Origin of the sequence: Bacillus cereus group sp. MYBK79-1 (assembly GCF_051915365.1) — a bacterium.
Classification (GTDB): Bacteria; Bacillota; Bacilli; order Bacillales; family Bacillaceae_G; genus Bacillus_A.
In genome coordinates, this window is the sequence record NZ_JBQAEO010000004.1 from 144,608 (window position 1) to 160,994 (window position 16,387).

Genomic DNA, 16,387 nt, shown 5'->3' on the forward strand with positions numbered 1-16,387 from the left:
AAAGGAGCTTACTACACTATGCGCTATGTTATCGTAACAGGAACTTCACAAGGTTTAGGTGAGGCAATCGCCGCGCAATTGTTAGAAGAAAACACGAGTATCATCTCTATTTCTAGAAGAGAAAATAAAGAGCTTACGAAACTCGCAGAACAATATAACAGCAATTGTGTTTTCCACTCCTTAGACCTTCAAGATGTACATAATTTAGAAACGAACTTTAACGAAATCATTTCATCCATTCAAGAAGACACTGTATCATCTATTCATTTAATTAATAATGCTGGTACACTCGCACCGATGAAACCAATAGAAAAATCTGAGAGCGACCTGCTCATTACGAATGTTCAAATTAATTTACTTGCACCGATGATTCTTACTTCCACTTTCATGAAACATACGAAAGACTGGAAAGTAGATAAACGTGTTATAAACATTTCATCTGGTGCAGGGAAAAATCCTTATTTCGGATGGGGCGCTTATTGTACAACGAAAGCTGGTGTAAATATGTTTACACAGTGCGTAGCAACCGAAGAAGCCGAAAAAGAATATCCAGTAAAAATCGTCGCTTTTGCACCTGGTGTTGTTGATACAAATATGCAAGCACAAATTCGTGAAACAAATAAAGAAGACTTTATAAATTTAGACCGATTCATCGCATTAAAAGAAGAAGGAAAGCTATTATCACCCGAATATGTTGCGAAAGCTATTCGTAACTTACTAGAAACCGAAGACTTCCCTCAAGGCGAGGTTATTAGAATTGATGAATAACAAAAAGGCGTGCTATTTTAGCACGCCTTTTTGTTCTACTTCTCTAAAAATATAAGCACAGATTCCGCAATTTGCTCATAACCAATCTCTTGATAAATTTTATTCGATGTCGGATTCGCTAGATCAGTATATAACGTAGTTGTCTTGTACCCTTCATCTAACATACGTTGACTTAGTGCGGCAACACAACTAGATGCGTACCCTTTTTTCCGTTCTTCTTTTGGTGTATATACGAAATTAACTGTTATATTGTTTGTAGTCGGTCTCGTTTTTGCAGCTACAGAAACAAGCTTCCTATCTACTTCTAAACCAAATAGACGACGGTTTGTAATTAATGTATGAGCGGTCTGTTTCGCTTCTTCTTTCGTAGTAGGCAGGTTCACATCTTCGCAGAATTGATATACCCACTGTTCTATTAATGGTAGCTCATCACTACTTACTTCTCGAAAGACTCCATCTCCGTTCCACTTTTTCTTCACTTGTTTTAATTCATATATACCTTGATCCATTGCAGCAGTAGTTTTCTTATTTTCTAACACTGCAATCTCTTCCGCTAATCTCTGTACAATTTTCTTATTACCAATCAATCCAGGAACATTTGGATATACTTCCGCTAATTTTTTTGCGAGTTCCACGATGTCGCCTTCTGTCATTTCAGACGTAGCAACAATGATTTGTTTCTTTTCTTCTGTTTGAAGACATACGACTACAATTTCTTCCTCTCGTTTTGCTACCCCCATAAATATCGGTTCTTGGACCAATTGTAATACACCTAATATGAGATTATTTTCCTGCTCATTCTTTTCTAAAAATGGCGTAACCTCTTCTTTAAAAGTAAGAATCTCTTCATATACATGTAATTGAATCATCGACAATCTCTTCTCTCTATTTATAGTTTCATTAAGTATTGGCGATTAATTCACTAGATCCCTCTTTTACGATTCGATAATATTCGAAGCTAACGTATTCAAATCCGATTCCGCTTGTAAAATTCTCTGTTTTTCTTTTTCAAATACCGCTTCTTCTTTTTGAAATGACTCTTTTCGATTATTAATCATACGCTCCATTTCTTTTTTACTCGGTCCACCGTATACATTTCTTTTTTGAATGAAAGCTTCTGGCGATACAATCTCTTTCCACTCCTTTTCTAATAGCTGTATTTTATAATTTTCTTGTAAGTATATATTTACATCTTTTACATGTAATTCATGTAGCTCCTTTTGTTGCTCCAATGACATATTTGCAATAACACTTGCTGCATGATGCGCATGCCGAAATGGAATGTCATAATTTTTCGTTAAAACATCTGCGAAATCAGTTATCGTAATTGCATGTTTATAAGAACGACTTTTCAATGTTTCTTCTTCTACTTTCATCGTGCGAATAACTGCATTCATAATACAAAAAACACGAATAGTCTTTTCAATCCCTTTATATAAATACGGCTGCAAGTCATCTTCCGTATCGACAATATCACCAAATGGCGTATTATGAATCATTTGAAATACTGTAAATGCTTCTCCTAAAGCGCTACTCGTAATCGCACGCGCATGTTCAATAGAAACTGGATTTCGCTTTTGCGGCATAATACTACTAATTTGTACATATGGCTTCGCAACAGTAATACCATCATATTCTTTCGTCGCTAATAACAAGAAGTCATGAATCCATCTGCTCGTATTCGTCATAATTACCATAAGTAACGAGCTAACTTCTAATAAATAATCCGCTCCAGCAACAGCATCATATGAATTCTCAATTACATTTGTAAATCCAAGTAAATAAGCAACTCGCTCTCGTTTAATCGGGAAACTTGTTGTAGAAAGAGCGGCGGCTCCCATTGGAGACTGATTTAAAAGTTTGTACGTTCGTTTCATTCGTTCTAAATCTCTCTGCATCGTATCATAAATCGCTAACGTATAATGACCAAATGTTGTTGGTTGTGCTGGCTGTGTATGTGTATAAGCTGGCATAATCGTTTCCTTATGATCGGCAGCAAGTTGCAGTATACTTTCTTGCAACAACAAATGATGTTCCATTAATCGGAGTACATACCGCCTTAAACTCATGCGATACATCGTTACACCCATATCATTTCTACTTCTACCAATATGCATATTACTTACAAAATCGCATTTCGCTTCTTGAGAAATTAAATGTTCCACTAAAAAAAAGAGATCTTCATACTGCTCTGTATATAGCAATTGATTTTTTGGAATTCCCTCTATCTTTTTTAGCGCATGCAATATAACTTTAGTTTCTTCCCTTTTCATTAAATTTTCTTCAGTCAGCATCGCAATATGCGCTTTATGCACTTGAAACATATCTTTCAATAAGTAATTTCGCTGAAAATGAAATACATGTTGTAATACGCAATCTACGTATGTTTTCCCAGGGAAATTAGCACCTTCAGTCTTTATAAACTCTTCTTTACTCTGTTTCATCACCTTTTCCCCTCTCACCTAATTATTACTACCCATCATACCCAGTAATGGCGAAAAAGTGCTTGTACATAAAAATAAACTCGGTGCTCTCTGCACCGAGTTTACTTAATAAAAGTCGCATCATACTTATCACTTTGCAACACTTGGAAATGCAAGTTTGCTAAATGTTTCCGTATTTCTGCACTGTCGTCCTCATTTAAATTATTTGCTAAAAACACTATTTCTGTACAGTTCCCGCGTTTATCCATCGCATAAACTGCTTTTGTAACTGTCCATGGCGTATAACCATTTTTTTGCCCTGCATGTCTAAATGTTTTACGATATTTCTTAGCGCTCATATCTGTTTCAACGATATTCGCCCACACTTTTTCTTCGGCTTCTGTTAGGTTATGATTTGCCTTTTGAAGCAGTATCATATAATCGTTTGCCGAAGCTGCTGGTAATCGATCTGACCAAATTTTATCGTAACGTCCCTCTAAATAAAGAGGAATTTCCTTCTGTAATAATGGTCCCTTCTTTTTTAAGCGTTCATGAATAATCATCGCATATTCACGATATTGCTCTTGAGACATTTCTTTTAACTTTTTCTCTACTTTATATTTCGGAACATGTAGTTCTTTATGCAAATATCCAGGGATGTATAAAGATGAAACAATCGGAAATAGCGGCTGATGTGCTGGAAGCGATAAACTTTGTAAATTACGATTAATATTATCTAATCCTAACACTTCCATTAAATATTCAGCATTCGCATTCGAACTAAACTTAACCATTCCTTTTGCCACTTCTTCTAAAGAAACTGCTCCTTCTGTTATCTTGTCTGTCTTTTGCAAATACTTTTGCCATCTATCTTGTGCACCGCCATCCGTATTTGGTACGTAATAACGATTCACATCATTAATGGAAACGAAACTAGACGGATCGATTTTCCCTTCTGTAACTTGTTTCGTATATTCAAGCGCCACGATTAATTTCATCGTACTCGCAACTGGCAATACAACATTTGGATTAACAGAATAAACAACTTTATCATTTCTCTTCACAAGAAGCGCGCTATTTTTTTCATCTTTATGTTCTTCAATAAAGGATGCGATATACTGCGCATCATCATTATTTGAACTCCATACTTTTTTCACTAAAAAATTACCCGATATTAGCAAAACGAAAATACCCACAATTACTGCGCATACTATAGTTTTTTTCAAGTAAAATTCCTCTCCTATTGTGTAACTCTTCTCTATCTATCTCTTACAAACAAAATGATGGAGATGATTATTTTAGTAATCATCTCCATCATTTTAACTTGTATTCTCCCATTATGTCTACGTCATAATTTTCACGAAGTCTTCGAGAAATTTTTTATAATGTAAAGACCAACCGATTCGCACCCAATTCTTTAAAGCTTTTGAGTCCGGTTGGGGACGGAAATCAGCTATACTTTCCCCCTTTGCAATCCCTACTGTATCTACATCGACACGGCGATATACATAATCCAAAATAGACGGATTCGCCGCAACCATCATTGTAACGACATCATGTACTGGGCTACCTGTTATTTTCGGATTTAACTTTTTATACGCTTTATAATAATACGTAAATATCGGTTCTATTAATTTATTAAAATTCGTTTTAGAGTGTTTCGTAATATATTTCACCATTTCTGGCGTAATAATTGCTTCAGACGTAACGTTAAGTGGCACTAATGTCACATTTTTAGCATTTTGCATAACTAATTGTGACGCAATTGGATCACCATGAAAATTCGCCTCTGCGACTGGTGTCACATTGCCGGGCATTAAAAAAGCACCACCCATTATATAATATTCTTTCACATACTTCATCATCGGCTTTTCTAAAATAAATGCTGTCGCTAGTGTCGTTGACCTACCAGCATCCACAATGATTAATTCTCCTTTATACTTTTCAAGAATATCAAAAAATGCACAAAAAGATTTTATATTCGGTGAAAAAGCTTTTGGGGGCTTAATAGGTCCTAAGCCATCTGCACCATGAATCTCCGGATAAAACGTCACAAAATCTCCGGATAAAGGAATTTTCGCACCATTTATAACAGGTATATCTTCCCGTCCCGCCATTTGCAATAAATACGCCGCATTACTCGTTGCCTTTTCTTGCGTGACATTCCCGTACCCAGTTACTACACCTACAATATCAATATCAGGATGCAACAACCCATACATAATTGCTAAAGAGTCATCAATTCCCGGGTCTCCCAAAAATAACACTTTTTTCATCGACCTCAACTCCATCCCCTCAATTGTTATTAATTTATGAATAGCAACAGGTATACAGAATAAAAAAGAACAAATTCATACGAAAAAACGCAGTCCTATAAGGACTACGTTCTTCATCTAACCTATACTATTTTTCTTCACAGCACTCATACTTCCAATGATGTAAGCGATAAACGCTAAGCAAATCGGGAAGACAACTGTATGTATACCGAACGGATTTGGATAGAAAAGATGGATACACATATATGAACCTACCCCAACTAAAATAGAGGCAAGCGCTCCTGTTGCATTTCCTTTCCTCCAATATAACCCTAATACGATTGGCCAAATGAATGCTGCTTCTAATCCACCGAAAGAAAATAAATTTAACCATATTAAAAAATCTGGTGGTTTAATTGCTGCTGCATAAACGAGCAGTCCTACGATACCAGTAATCCACAAACTTCCTTTTCTAATTGTACTATCTGCTGCATCTTTATTTATGTAATTTACGTATATGTCTTTAATAATTGATGAACTTACAAGTAACAATAACGAGTTTACTGTAGACATAATTGCTGCCATCGGTGCAGCTAAGAAAACTCCAGCTAGCCAAGGTGGCAACACTTCCATCGCGAGTAGCGGCATTACTTTATCTGGTACCGTTATACCAGGAAGTACAACTCGTGCAAACACACCCGTTAAATGCATACCAATCATAATTGTACCTACGACAATCGTCCCAATTATTAACGCTTGGTGCATAGCTTTGGAATTTTTATAAGACATGGCACGCACGCTTATTTGCGGTAAACCAACAACGCCAATTCCAATTAAAATCCAAAATGATGTCACATATGATTTCGTTAAACTACCATCCGCTCCGAATGGTGTAATTAAATTCGGATTAATTTGAATAAGTTCTTGCATAATCTTTTCAATTCCACCACCGGCAATGACAGTAGCAATTAAAATGATTGTCGTTCCAACTAACATAATGATACCTAATAACGTATCTGATAAAGCAACTGCACGGAATCCACCAATTAATACGTACACAAGTACAGAAAAAGTAAATAAAAATAGTGCTGTTGTATAAGATAGACCCGTTAGTGATTCAATTAATCGGCCACCGCCAACCCATTGGGCTACTGTTGCTGAAAATAAGAAGATAATAATACATAACGCAGAAAGTATAACAACTGCTTTATTATTGTATCTGCCCTTTAAATAATCGATAAGAGTAATTGCTTCCATCTTCCTAGCGATAATCGCAAATTTTTTACCAATAACTGTTAAAACGATATACCCTGTTACAACTTGAATCGCAGATAATAATACCCATCCGAGACCCATATTATACGCAATACCAGGACCACCAATAAAGCTACTAGCACTACCGTACGTAGCAATCATTGTCATTGCTAATAATAAGCCGCCAAGTTCACGCCCACCAAGAAAATATTCTTGTAAAAATTTATTATTAGCAGTCGCTTGTACGCGTCTTGAAGCATATACACCAATTAAAAATACAACGATAAACGAAATTATCATTGGAATGATTACATACCAATTCATCTATTATTCCTCACTTTTTTCTTCCTCATCGAGTGAAATATCTTGAAATACAAAACGAACAACTAAACTAAGTAAAATAACCATAACGATAAATCCAACGATACAGCTATAAAAAAACCATGCTGGAAAACCGAATACATATGTATATTCACTTGGATTTTTACTACCAAGCCCATAAGCAAATCCGTACCATATTATAAAATTAATAATAGCAAGTCCAAGACCAATTAACGCTTCTCTATGAGCAATTCGAAAGCGTGGATCATCATGATAATTCTTCATTTTCTCCCTCCTCTCACGATGTATTATTGTACCATTGTTCTTCTAGTTTTTCCTACTAGAAAGCAAAAACAAGCAGGATTTTTTATAATCATATAGAAGATTCTCTTACATTACATATTTTTTACAATTGTAACACAAATGAAATTTGAATTTTCAGTATTTGTTAATTATGATTTAAATTAGAGGCTTTCCATCTAGTTCCTACATCCTTGATTTCGGAATAAACGCCGTCTCGTACTGCGTTTACATTATATTTTCAAGGGGGTTATACAATGAGTCAACTAGCTGTAAATCTTCATGAAAAGGTAGAAAAGTTTCTTCAAGGTACAAAAAAGTTATATGTGAATGGATCCTTCATTGAAAGCGCTTCCGGAAAAACATTTAAAACACCTAACCCAGCAACTGGCGAAACACTTGCCGTCGTTTCTGAAGCGGGGCGCGAAGATATTCATAAAGCTGTTGTTGCAGCTCGCATGGCTTTTGACGAAGGTCCTTGGTCTCGCATGAGCACTGCTGAGCGAAGCCGTCTTATGTACAAGTTAGCTGATTTAATGGAAGAACATAAAGAAGAGCTTGCACAGCTCGAAACGTTAGATAATGGAAAGCCTATCCGTGAAACAATGGCAGCAGACATACCACTTGCAATTGAGCATATGCGCTATTATGCTGGCTGGGCGACAAAAATTGTTGGTCAAACAATCCCTGTTTCTGGTAATTACTTTAACTATACACGCCATGAAGCTGTTGGTGTCGTTGGTCAAATTATCCCTTGGAACTTCCCACTTCTTATGGCAATGTGGAAAATGGGAGCTGCGCTTGCTACAGGATGTACAATCGTTTTAAAACCTGCAGAACAAACTCCATTATCCGCTCTATACTTAGCTGAATTAATTGAAGAAGCTGGATTCCCGAAAGGTGTTATTAATATCGTTCCTGGATTCGGTGAATCAGCTGGACAAGCTCTTGTTAATCATCCACTCGTTGATAAAATTGCATTTACTGGTTCTACTCCTGTCGGTAAACAAATTATGCGACAAGCATCTGAATCATTAAAGCGCGTTACACTTGAGTTAGGCGGTAAATCACCAAATATCATCTTGCCAGATGCTGATTTATCCCGCGCGATTCCTGGTGCACTTTCTGGTGTTATGTTTAACCAAGGACAAGTATGCTCTGCTGGATCACGCTTATTTGTTCCAAAGAAAATGTATGATAATGTCATGGCTGACCTTGTCCTTTACTCTAAAAAATTAAATCAAGGTGCTGGCTTAAGTCCAGAAACTACAATCGGTCCTCTCGTTTCTGAAGAACAACAAAAACGTGTAATGGGCTACATTGAAAAAGGAATTGAAGAAGGTGCTGAAGTACTTTGCGGAGGAAGTAATCCATTCGATCAAGGCTACTTCGTTTCCCCTACAGTATTCGCTGACGTAAATGACGAAATGACGATCGCAAAAGAAGAAATTTTCGGTCCAGTTATTTCTGCAATACCGTTTAACGATATTGATGAAGTAATTGAACGTGCAAATAAATCACAATTCGGCTTAGCGGCTGGTGTGTGGACAGAAAATGTTAAAACAGCACACTATGTTGCAAGTAAAGTACGTGCTGGTACAGTATGGGTAAACTGTTATAACGTCTTTGATGCAGCATCTCCATTTGGAGGATTTAAACAATCCGGCCTTGGCCGTGAAATGGGATCTTACGCATTAAATAACTATACAGAAGTGAAGAGCGTTTGGCTCAACTTAAACTAACGAAAAAGAACCTGACCTATCTGGTCAGGTTCTTTTCATTATGTATTCATTTAAACTTGAAGTCCCCCGCTCACATTCAATACTTCTCCTGTAATATAGGACGCGTATTCTGATGCTAAAAAGGCCGCTGCGTTTGCAATATCTTCTGGCGTTCCAATTCTACCAACTGGAATCGCACCAACCATCTTTTCTTTCACTTTATCTGGTATTGTTTTTGTCATATCTGTATCCATAAATCCTGGGCAAATCGCATTACACGTAATGCCGAAACTTCCAACTTCTTTCGCTGCCGTTTTCGTTAAACCTACAACGCCTGCCTTCGTAGCCGCATAATTCGCTTGACCTATGTTTCCTTCTCTACTAATTGAAGATATATTAATAATGCGTCCATACCCTTGTTGCCTCATATAAAGAAGCGCTGGTTGCATACAATAAAAAACACCAGTTAAGTTCACTTGTAATACTTGTTCCCAAGAAGACTTCTCCATTTTATGTAACATTGCATCTCTTGTAATCCCGGCGTTATTCACCAAAATATGTAATGTACCAAATTTTTGAACCGCATATTCAATTAATGACTTCGCTTCATTTTGATTACTCACATCACATTGATATAAGCTCACTTCATATCCTTCATCCGATAACTCACGTGTCGTTTTTTGTAGCTTCTCTTCATTCACATCGCTAATTAATACTTTCGCCCCTAGTTTTGCATAAACCCTTGCAATCTCTTTTCCAATTCCCTGTGCAGCTCCTGTTACAACAGCTGTTTTCCCATTTAAAAAGTCCATCCCTATCCCCCATTTCTATTACTTATACTGTATATTTCGGCTTTTTGCTTTCCAATTCCTCTTTGTATAAAAAAGTCTATTTGTGTCAAACTAACTTTGCAACGTCGCATAAAGTGAAACTTTAATCAGTGGAGGTTTCTCCATCCCCCACTGATTATTAGTTGAACCAATCGGACTTTTATGGGGAGTTGATCCCCCATCTAACTTCTTTGCTTTCGCTGAATTTTGAGGTGGGGGTCTTACTGCCCATTAAAGCGGGATAAAGCGCAAGGAGATTGTGTCGAATGAACAAAAAAAATTTCAAGCAAAACAAAGCTGCTGATGGCATTGATGTTGAGTTCTCCCGTGAACTCGCTGACCACAATGACTTAGAGGCAAACGCACGTGCACATGCCGCTGATGCACGTCAAAAAAGCCAGTCAACAGAAAAATAAGGAAAGCACAACCTTATTCTTTTCAACAGGGACCTACTACCGGGCAAAATAAACCGAGAGATATCTCTCGGTTTATTTTCTATATTTTCTTATATAATGTGCCAAAGTAAGTAGCGGATATATACGGGCATAGCTATGATAATGAATGTAAAACCCACCTGGTAAACCTGTTCCGGTAGGATAGTGTTCATTATCATTAGGACTCGCAAGCAAATATGAAATACCTTTTCGAATAGTTGGTGTTTCTTTATCATAGTAAGAAATGAGAGCATCTAACGCCCATGCTGTTTGGGATGGTGTACTAAATGGTAAAGTAACAAACCTTTTCTCCACACTACTTTTGCAAGATTCTCCCCAGCCACCATCTTCATGCTGTATATGTTCAAGCCATAAAGCCGCTCGTTTCAATGATGGATTGCTAGATGGAATTCCAAGTGACCGTAAACCTGTCATAACAGCCCACGTACCATATATATAACAAATTCCCCATTTCCCATACCATGATCCATTTTCCTCTTGTACATTCATTAACCAATTTATCGCACTTTGTGTTTGTTTCTCTGGCAATTCATTTTGCGCATATGTCCCAAAAAACTCTAACACTCTTCCTGTAATATCCGGTGTAGAAGGGTCTGTAATCATATCGCTTGCATTTTCAATCGGTAAATTCGCTAATAAATTGCTCGTCACACCTTTTTCAAAAGCTCCCCAGCCACCATCATTATTTTGTAATCCTTTAACCCAATTGATCCCTTTCATCCAAGCATAATCTACCTTTTCGTTTCCTCTATTTCTTGCTAACGCTCTTAGCACAGCTGTTGTATCATCAACATCTGGAATTGTCGTATTCACATCTGAAAAACCCCAACCGCCCGGAGTAAGCGCCGGAGCATGTACGCTCCAATCAGCTTTTTTTGTATGTTGTTTTTTTAATAAATACACTGCTGCATGTTGAACCATCTTGTTATCTTTCTGAACGTGGGCCTCTTGTAACGCATAGCTAAGTAAAGCCGTATCCCATACAGTTGAAGGAGAGTTTTGCAAATGATACCCTCTTTCCATCTTCCATATATAAGATGTTATCCCGGTTATAGCCTTTTGAATCATGGATGATTGAATAGAATGTCCTAATGCAAGTAAAGCATAAATCATATAAAACGAGGCAGTTGCGTAACTATATAACGTTCCATTCTCATCAATACGCTCTTTCATAAAACGTTCGACTTCCTCATATCCTTTATGATGTAACGAAAGTGGATACGTTATAATTTTCTTCACATCACTTAATAATGTTTGAAACAGGGGAGACCTATCCTCCCGAAACCACTCTCCGCCCCCGCCCGCAATGTGATTTAAATTTGGCAATAACTTTTTCCCTACTCGAAATCTTTTATTTAAACACACCATCATCGGAATTAAATGGATACGTGCTGAGCTACTGAGTTCAAATATACTGAGGGGGGAATCATTCTGTAGAAACATGATTGGTGTTGGTAAATGAAAGAATGGAGGATATTCATATTCTCCGTGAATTGCTAATAAAAACTTCGTCATAAAATGAGCACGCGCTACCCCGCCACGCTCATTTATAAACATCTCCGCTCGCTTCATATTCGCATCTTCTTTTGTATATTTTTCTGATGCAAGTAAAGCAGCATAAGATTGAATTGTAGCAGATAAATTACCCCCTACTTCATCTTCATACAATTTCCATGTTCCTTCATTCGTTTGGAGTGATGCTAATCTTTTTACAAACGGTTCTATCTCTTTATCTCTACCTAATAATTTTAATAAAAAAATCATATGACAATCGGTTAATGGCGCTCCTTCAAAACAAAACCGCCACGTACCATCTTGCCTTTGCATCGTTTGAAGTGCAGTTGTTCTTCTCGCTATTTCTTCATGCACTTTTTCATATAATAACAAGTTACTCACCCACCCTTTCGAAATCCGTATAACGATATTCAAAAAAGTAACTGAATATGTATGAAAACAAAGAAAAGCAGAACATATACGATGCTCTGCTCATAAACAATATCCTACCCCGACAATTATCCCTAATAAAGCACCAGCTACTACTTCATACGGCGTATGCCCGACAAGTTCATTTAACTTCTTATATTCTGTTTGTCTACCGTGAAAAAACTCATTCAATATTTTTGCCTGTTTACTTACTGCGAGCCTTACTCCTGACGCATCATACATAACAATTATTGCAAAGATAGCAGCAACAGCAAATAGGGTACTTTCCACACCTTCCACAACGCCAACACCGGTCGCAAGTGCTGTAACAGTTGAAGCATGAGAACTGGGCATCCCACCTGAAGCGAAAAACTTTGCAAAATCGAATTCACCCGTTTTAACTAATTTAAAGACTACTTTCGTTAATTGTGCTAAAAACCATGAAATTACAGCGGCCATAAGCGGATCATTATGTAAAATTGTTTCCACGTTCTCAGCTCCCTACTAGCTATAATGGAAATTCTTTATAGTATAAGTATAAAGAAAAATGCGTAGAAAATACTACGCATTATGATACTTTTGCTGATTTATTTTTTATAAATTTCGGTTGTTTCTGCACTAAGAACTTTGTTTTCGCTACCGAGAATACAAATAATGCAACCCATATACAGAAAAATGCAATCATATGAGTAGATGTGAAATGTTCACCAAATACGAATACACCTAAAATTAAACTAATCGTTGGTGCAATATATTGTAAAAAACCTACCATATAAAGCGGAATAAGTTGTGCTCCTTTTGCAAAATAAAAAAGTGGTAAAGCTGTAACAATTCCTGCTCCTATTAATAATAACGTCGATAACATGGAAATAGATCCAAATGAACCGAATCCATGCACTCCTGTCATAACGAGATAAATAATCGCAAACGGTGTCACTAACATCGTTTCCATCGTAAGCCCAATTGTCGCATCATAGTTTAACAATTTTTTCGTTAATCCGTATAATCCAAATGAAAAGGCAAGTGATAAAGAAACCCACGGAATAGATCCGAAACGGACTGTTAAAATAATAACCCCTACTCCAGCTAAACCAACTGCAACATATTGCCAAAAGTTTAACTTTTCCTTTAATACAACTGTACCAAGTAAGATACTAATAAGCGGATTAATATAATATCCGAGACTCGCTTCAATGACATGATTATGATTAACGGCCCATATGTAGACAAACCAGTTTCCGCTAATCAAGACTGAAGCTATTGTTAATGACATTAATAATTTAGGTCGTTTAAAAAGATTCACGAACTCCCCAATAAACTGACGAAACCTCTTCGTAACACCTAATACAAGTAACATAAAAACGAACGCCCAAACGATGCGGTGTGCTAATATTTCATCTGCTGGAACTTCCTCAACCCATTTCCAATAGATTGGTAGGATTCCCCACATCGTATAAGCACCAGCCGCATATATAATCCCTTTTTTTTGCTGTGCTGTTTGACTCCCCATCTTCCCTTTTCTCCTCTTCTCATTTTTCTCCATTATACGGTCCCATGTGCTCACTTTACCAATAATCAATCTGCAATTCTTTCGACATTTCTCATACAACAAAAAGTAAACATACTGTTACAACGACAAGTAACGGTATACCGAAAACAAATTTCTTTTTATGTGTTTTATGGTGAAACATATACATCCCAATCCAAGCACCCACTGCGCCTCCAGCTGCCGCCGATAAAAACAACGTACTTTCTGGCGTTCTCCACTGTTTCTTCTTTGCTTTTCGTTTATCAAGCCCCATAAGGCTAAAAGCTATAACGTTAATAATAATAAAATAAATCCATTTCATCGCTTTCTCTCCCTATGAAAAATTCGCTTAATAGTAACATGAAAAAATGATGGAAACAACTGAAGAACGCTTTTTAGCACACTAGTTTAGTTGGTTGCTCTTAATTCATTACCTTCATATTTACATAACCAATAGAAAGCGCGATTACAGCTATTAAAAAGAAAAATGTTATGAGTATATATTTATATTTCTTTTTCATTTCCTTCACCTACTGTAGTCATATCACACAAAAAACTTCTCTCAATCTCTTTCTCATCAAAATGAAAAACTACAATTAGTCCTACATATAAAGAAACTAAATTCAAAAACCATTCCCCATTATCATCTTTCTTAACTAAGCATTTAAATATCTCTTGAAATTGCACACGCTCATCTGCAGCAACAATCGGACGCACACCAAAATATTTCAATACGAGATTCAACTTCAGCTGCACAGACAATGATAAAATGTATTTTAATAGCTCCGTGTACTCTGTACTATCTTTTTGACTATACAACTTCACAAGCTTTGGATGTAAATTAGAAATCGATAATTCTCCATCAGTCGCTTTAGTTGCTTCTATCGTTTCAATCATCTTTTTCATATCCATCACATTCACCCCTTCTGAAAAAATTCTAAAGCCAAAGAGTATTTACCTTACCTCATAATGTGCAATAATTGTGCATTTCTCGCCTCTCGTTCTTCTTCACTAACTAAGTCATACTTTTTTAGAAGATGAAAGACGTCATTTAATACTTTCTGTGAATGATTACCTTGCAAAAATCCCTTTAATCCTATAAAAATCTCTTCAGATAAAAAACTCTTCTGACTTTCAAGCTTATTCATCACATCTTCAATAGAATGATCAATGTTACATGCCATATTAAACTTCCTCCCCTATCCTCTATAAATAATATCCTCCGCTAACGATGTAAATACTTCCCCAACAAGAGAATCTTCATCATATACAGATGAACCGTTATTTTCTTCACGTTTTGCAAAAGGTATTTTGGCAATTACTTCTGTTTGCAATTGTTCTGCGAGCATTTCACCGCCGCCTTTTCCGAAGAGGTAATTTTTCGATCCATCTTGTTCTTCATAATAAGCCATATTTTCTACAATACCTAAAATCTCATGATTCGTATGTTTTGCCATTACACCGACTCTTGAAGCAACGAATGAAGCTACATTGTGCGGAGTTGTAACGATTATTTCTTTCGCCTGCGGGATCATCGCTGCAACATCAATAGCAACATCTCCTGTACCTGGTGGTAAATCAAGCAGTAAATAATCCAATTCTCCCCAGTGCGTATTTGCAAGGAAATTTTGAATCCATTTATTTAACATCGGTCCGCGCCACATAACTGGGTTATTTCCTTCCGTAAAAAATCCCATCGACATAATTTTAACACCGTGACTAACGACTGGAATTGCCGTTTGATCAATCATCGTTGGTTTCTGATTCGTTTCCATCATAGCTGGAATGCTAAAACCATAAATATCTGCATCTAATATCCCCACCTTTTTCCCCATACGAGCTAGTGCCGTTGCAAGATTGATTGTCACTGTTGATTTTCCGACTCCACCTTTACCGCTCGTTACAGTAATAAACTGTACTCCTGAATCCGGGCGAAGCATGCTTGGCATACCCGTTTCTGTTCTAGTATTTTTCTTTAATTTCTCTGTTAAAGCTGCACGTTCTTCACTCGTCATAGAACCAAATGTTAAATCCACTTTAGAGGCACCAATTGCATGAAGTGATTCTTCGATATCTTGCTGAATTTTTGCTTTTAACGGACAACCTTGAATCGTTAGCACTACTTCAAGTTTAACCTCTGTTCCATTCATTTGTATATTTCTAACCATATTTAATTCTACAATACTTTTGTGTAACTCTGGATCCTCCACATGTTTTAAAGCATTCATGATTTGTTCATGAGTAAGCATAGCACTCATCCCTTCCCGTATTCTTAACTTATTTATAACATCATGTCCCAATACAGTTTTTTGTAATACATCAATCTAGCTATTTTTCAACTAGTGAGAAATAACTCATCATATAACACGTATCACCCTCCACTAACAGGCGGAATGAATGCGACTACATCTCCAACTTGTATCATGTCTGTATTCGTTACAAACTCTTCGTTAACTGCTACCATTACAGTATCTAAAGATTGCAAGTGATAGCTTTCTTTCATCCATTCTTTTAATTGCCCAACAGTCATTTCTTGTTTTTCTAAAATTACTAGTCGATCTAATCCGACTTCCTCACGCAAATTTGCAAACAGTAAAATTGTAATCATT

The 16,387-nt window shown here is 36.7% G+C and carries 18 protein-coding genes; 3 read left to right on the plus strand and 15 right to left on the minus strand.

Annotated elements, in window-relative coordinates:
• The first annotated feature begins 18 nt into the window (after positions 1-18).
• Positions 19-768: a (S)-benzoin forming benzil reductase gene (locus ACTFOB_RS09465; protein ID WP_440025678.1), complete on the plus strand. Its 750-nt coding sequence runs from the start codon at positions 19-21 to the stop codon at positions 766-768.
• Between the two features lie 35 nt (positions 769-803).
• On the opposite strand, the gene ACTFOB_RS09470 is transcribed toward ACTFOB_RS09465, so the two are convergent.
• The 6 genes from ACTFOB_RS09470 to ACTFOB_RS09495 all read right to left on the minus strand — a co-directional run bounded on the left by ACTFOB_RS09470 (position 804) and on the right by ACTFOB_RS09495 (position 7,306).
• Positions 804-1,637 carry a GNAT family N-acetyltransferase gene (locus ACTFOB_RS09470; RefSeq protein WP_440025677.1) on the minus strand — a complete coding sequence of 278 codons (834 nt, stop codon included), beginning with the start codon at positions 1,635-1,637 and terminating at the stop codon, positions 804-806.
• Between the two features lie 66 nt (positions 1,638-1,703).
• Positions 1,704-3,212: an argininosuccinate lyase gene (argH, locus tag ACTFOB_RS09475; RefSeq protein ID WP_440025676.1), complete on the minus strand. Its 1,509-nt coding sequence runs from the start codon at positions 3,210-3,212 to the stop codon at positions 1,704-1,706.
• 101 nt (positions 3,213-3,313) lie between these two features.
• Positions 3,314-4,417 carry a serine hydrolase gene (locus tag ACTFOB_RS09480; RefSeq protein WP_440025675.1) on the minus strand — a complete coding sequence of 368 codons (1,104 nt, stop codon included), beginning with the start codon at positions 4,415-4,417 and terminating at the stop codon, positions 3,314-3,316.
• 117 nt (positions 4,418-4,534) lie between these two features.
• A complete protein-coding gene (locus ACTFOB_RS09485; protein WP_440025674.1) occupies positions 4,535-5,467 on the minus strand; it encodes a nucleoside hydrolase in 933 nt (310 codons plus the stop codon).
• Between the two features lie 117 nt (positions 5,468-5,584).
• On the minus strand, positions 5,585-7,024 hold the full coding sequence (gene panF, locus ACTFOB_RS09490; protein WP_137051165.1) for a sodium/pantothenate symporter: 1,440 nt from the start codon (positions 7,022-7,024) through the stop codon (positions 5,585-5,587).
• Positions 7,025-7,027: 3 nt separating this feature from the next.
• Complete coding sequence (locus ACTFOB_RS09495; RefSeq protein ID WP_000800722.1) at positions 7,028-7,306, minus strand: YhdT family protein; 279 nt, start codon at positions 7,304-7,306, stop codon at positions 7,028-7,030.
• 272 nt (positions 7,307-7,578) lie between these two features.
• On the opposite strand from ACTFOB_RS09495, the gene dhaS reads away from it, so the two are divergent.
• Complete coding sequence (gene dhaS, locus ACTFOB_RS09500) at positions 7,579-9,063, plus strand: aldehyde dehydrogenase DhaS (protein ID WP_000080284.1); 1,485 nt, start codon at positions 7,579-7,581, stop codon at positions 9,061-9,063.
• A 50-nt stretch (positions 9,064-9,113) separates the two neighbouring features.
• Here the strand turns inward: dhaS and fabG are convergent, their stop codons facing one another.
• Positions 9,114-9,854, minus strand: coding sequence for a 3-oxoacyl-ACP reductase FabG (gene fabG / locus ACTFOB_RS09505; protein WP_440025673.1), 741 nt, complete (start codon positions 9,852-9,854; stop codon positions 9,114-9,116).
• Positions 9,855-10,138: 284 nt separating this feature from the next.
• Between fabG and ACTFOB_RS09510 the strand changes: the two genes are divergently transcribed.
• The gene (locus ACTFOB_RS09510) at positions 10,139-10,288 is read left to right on the plus strand and encodes a YfhD family protein (protein ID WP_440025672.1); all 150 of its coding nucleotides are present in this window, start codon (positions 10,139-10,141) and stop codon (positions 10,286-10,288) included.
• Positions 10,289-10,360: 72 nt separating this feature from the next.
• On the opposite strand, the gene ACTFOB_RS09515 is transcribed toward ACTFOB_RS09510, so the two are convergent.
• The 8 genes from ACTFOB_RS09515 to moaD all read right to left on the minus strand — a co-directional run bounded on the left by ACTFOB_RS09515 (position 10,361) and on the right by moaD (position 16,386).
• Complete coding sequence (locus ACTFOB_RS09515) at positions 10,361-12,214, minus strand: terpene cyclase/mutase family protein (protein ID WP_440025671.1); 1,854 nt, start codon at positions 12,212-12,214, stop codon at positions 10,361-10,363.
• A 99-nt stretch (positions 12,215-12,313) separates the two neighbouring features.
• Positions 12,314-12,739, minus strand: coding sequence for a divergent PAP2 family protein (locus ACTFOB_RS09520; RefSeq protein WP_440025669.1), 426 nt, complete (start codon positions 12,737-12,739; stop codon positions 12,314-12,316).
• Between the two features lie 79 nt (positions 12,740-12,818).
• Positions 12,819-13,760 (minus strand): EamA family transporter RarD, encoded by a 942-nt coding sequence (rarD, locus tag ACTFOB_RS09525; RefSeq protein WP_429603130.1) that lies wholly within the window; start codon positions 13,758-13,760, stop codon positions 12,819-12,821.
• 91 nt (positions 13,761-13,851) lie between these two features.
• Positions 13,852-14,100 (minus strand): DUF1294 domain-containing protein, encoded by a 249-nt coding sequence (locus tag ACTFOB_RS09530; RefSeq protein ID WP_440025667.1) that lies wholly within the window; start codon positions 14,098-14,100, stop codon positions 13,852-13,854.
• 182 nt (positions 14,101-14,282) lie between these two features.
• Positions 14,283-14,690 (minus strand): hypothetical protein, encoded by a 408-nt coding sequence (locus ACTFOB_RS09535; RefSeq protein WP_440025665.1) that lies wholly within the window; start codon positions 14,688-14,690, stop codon positions 14,283-14,285.
• A gap of 47 nt (positions 14,691-14,737) precedes the next feature.
• Positions 14,738-14,962, minus strand: a complete 225-nt coding sequence (locus ACTFOB_RS09540; RefSeq protein WP_440025664.1) for a hypothetical protein — start codon at positions 14,960-14,962, stop codon at positions 14,738-14,740.
• A gap of 15 nt (positions 14,963-14,977) precedes the next feature.
• Positions 14,978-16,027: a P-loop NTPase gene (locus ACTFOB_RS09545; protein WP_440025662.1), complete on the minus strand. Its 1,050-nt coding sequence runs from the start codon at positions 16,025-16,027 to the stop codon at positions 14,978-14,980.
• Between the two features lie 122 nt (positions 16,028-16,149).
• Positions 16,150-16,386: a molybdopterin converting factor subunit 1 gene (moaD, locus tag ACTFOB_RS09550; RefSeq protein ID WP_440025661.1), complete on the minus strand. Its 237-nt coding sequence runs from the start codon at positions 16,384-16,386 to the stop codon at positions 16,150-16,152.
• Between the last annotated feature and the right edge of the window lies 1 nt (position 16,387).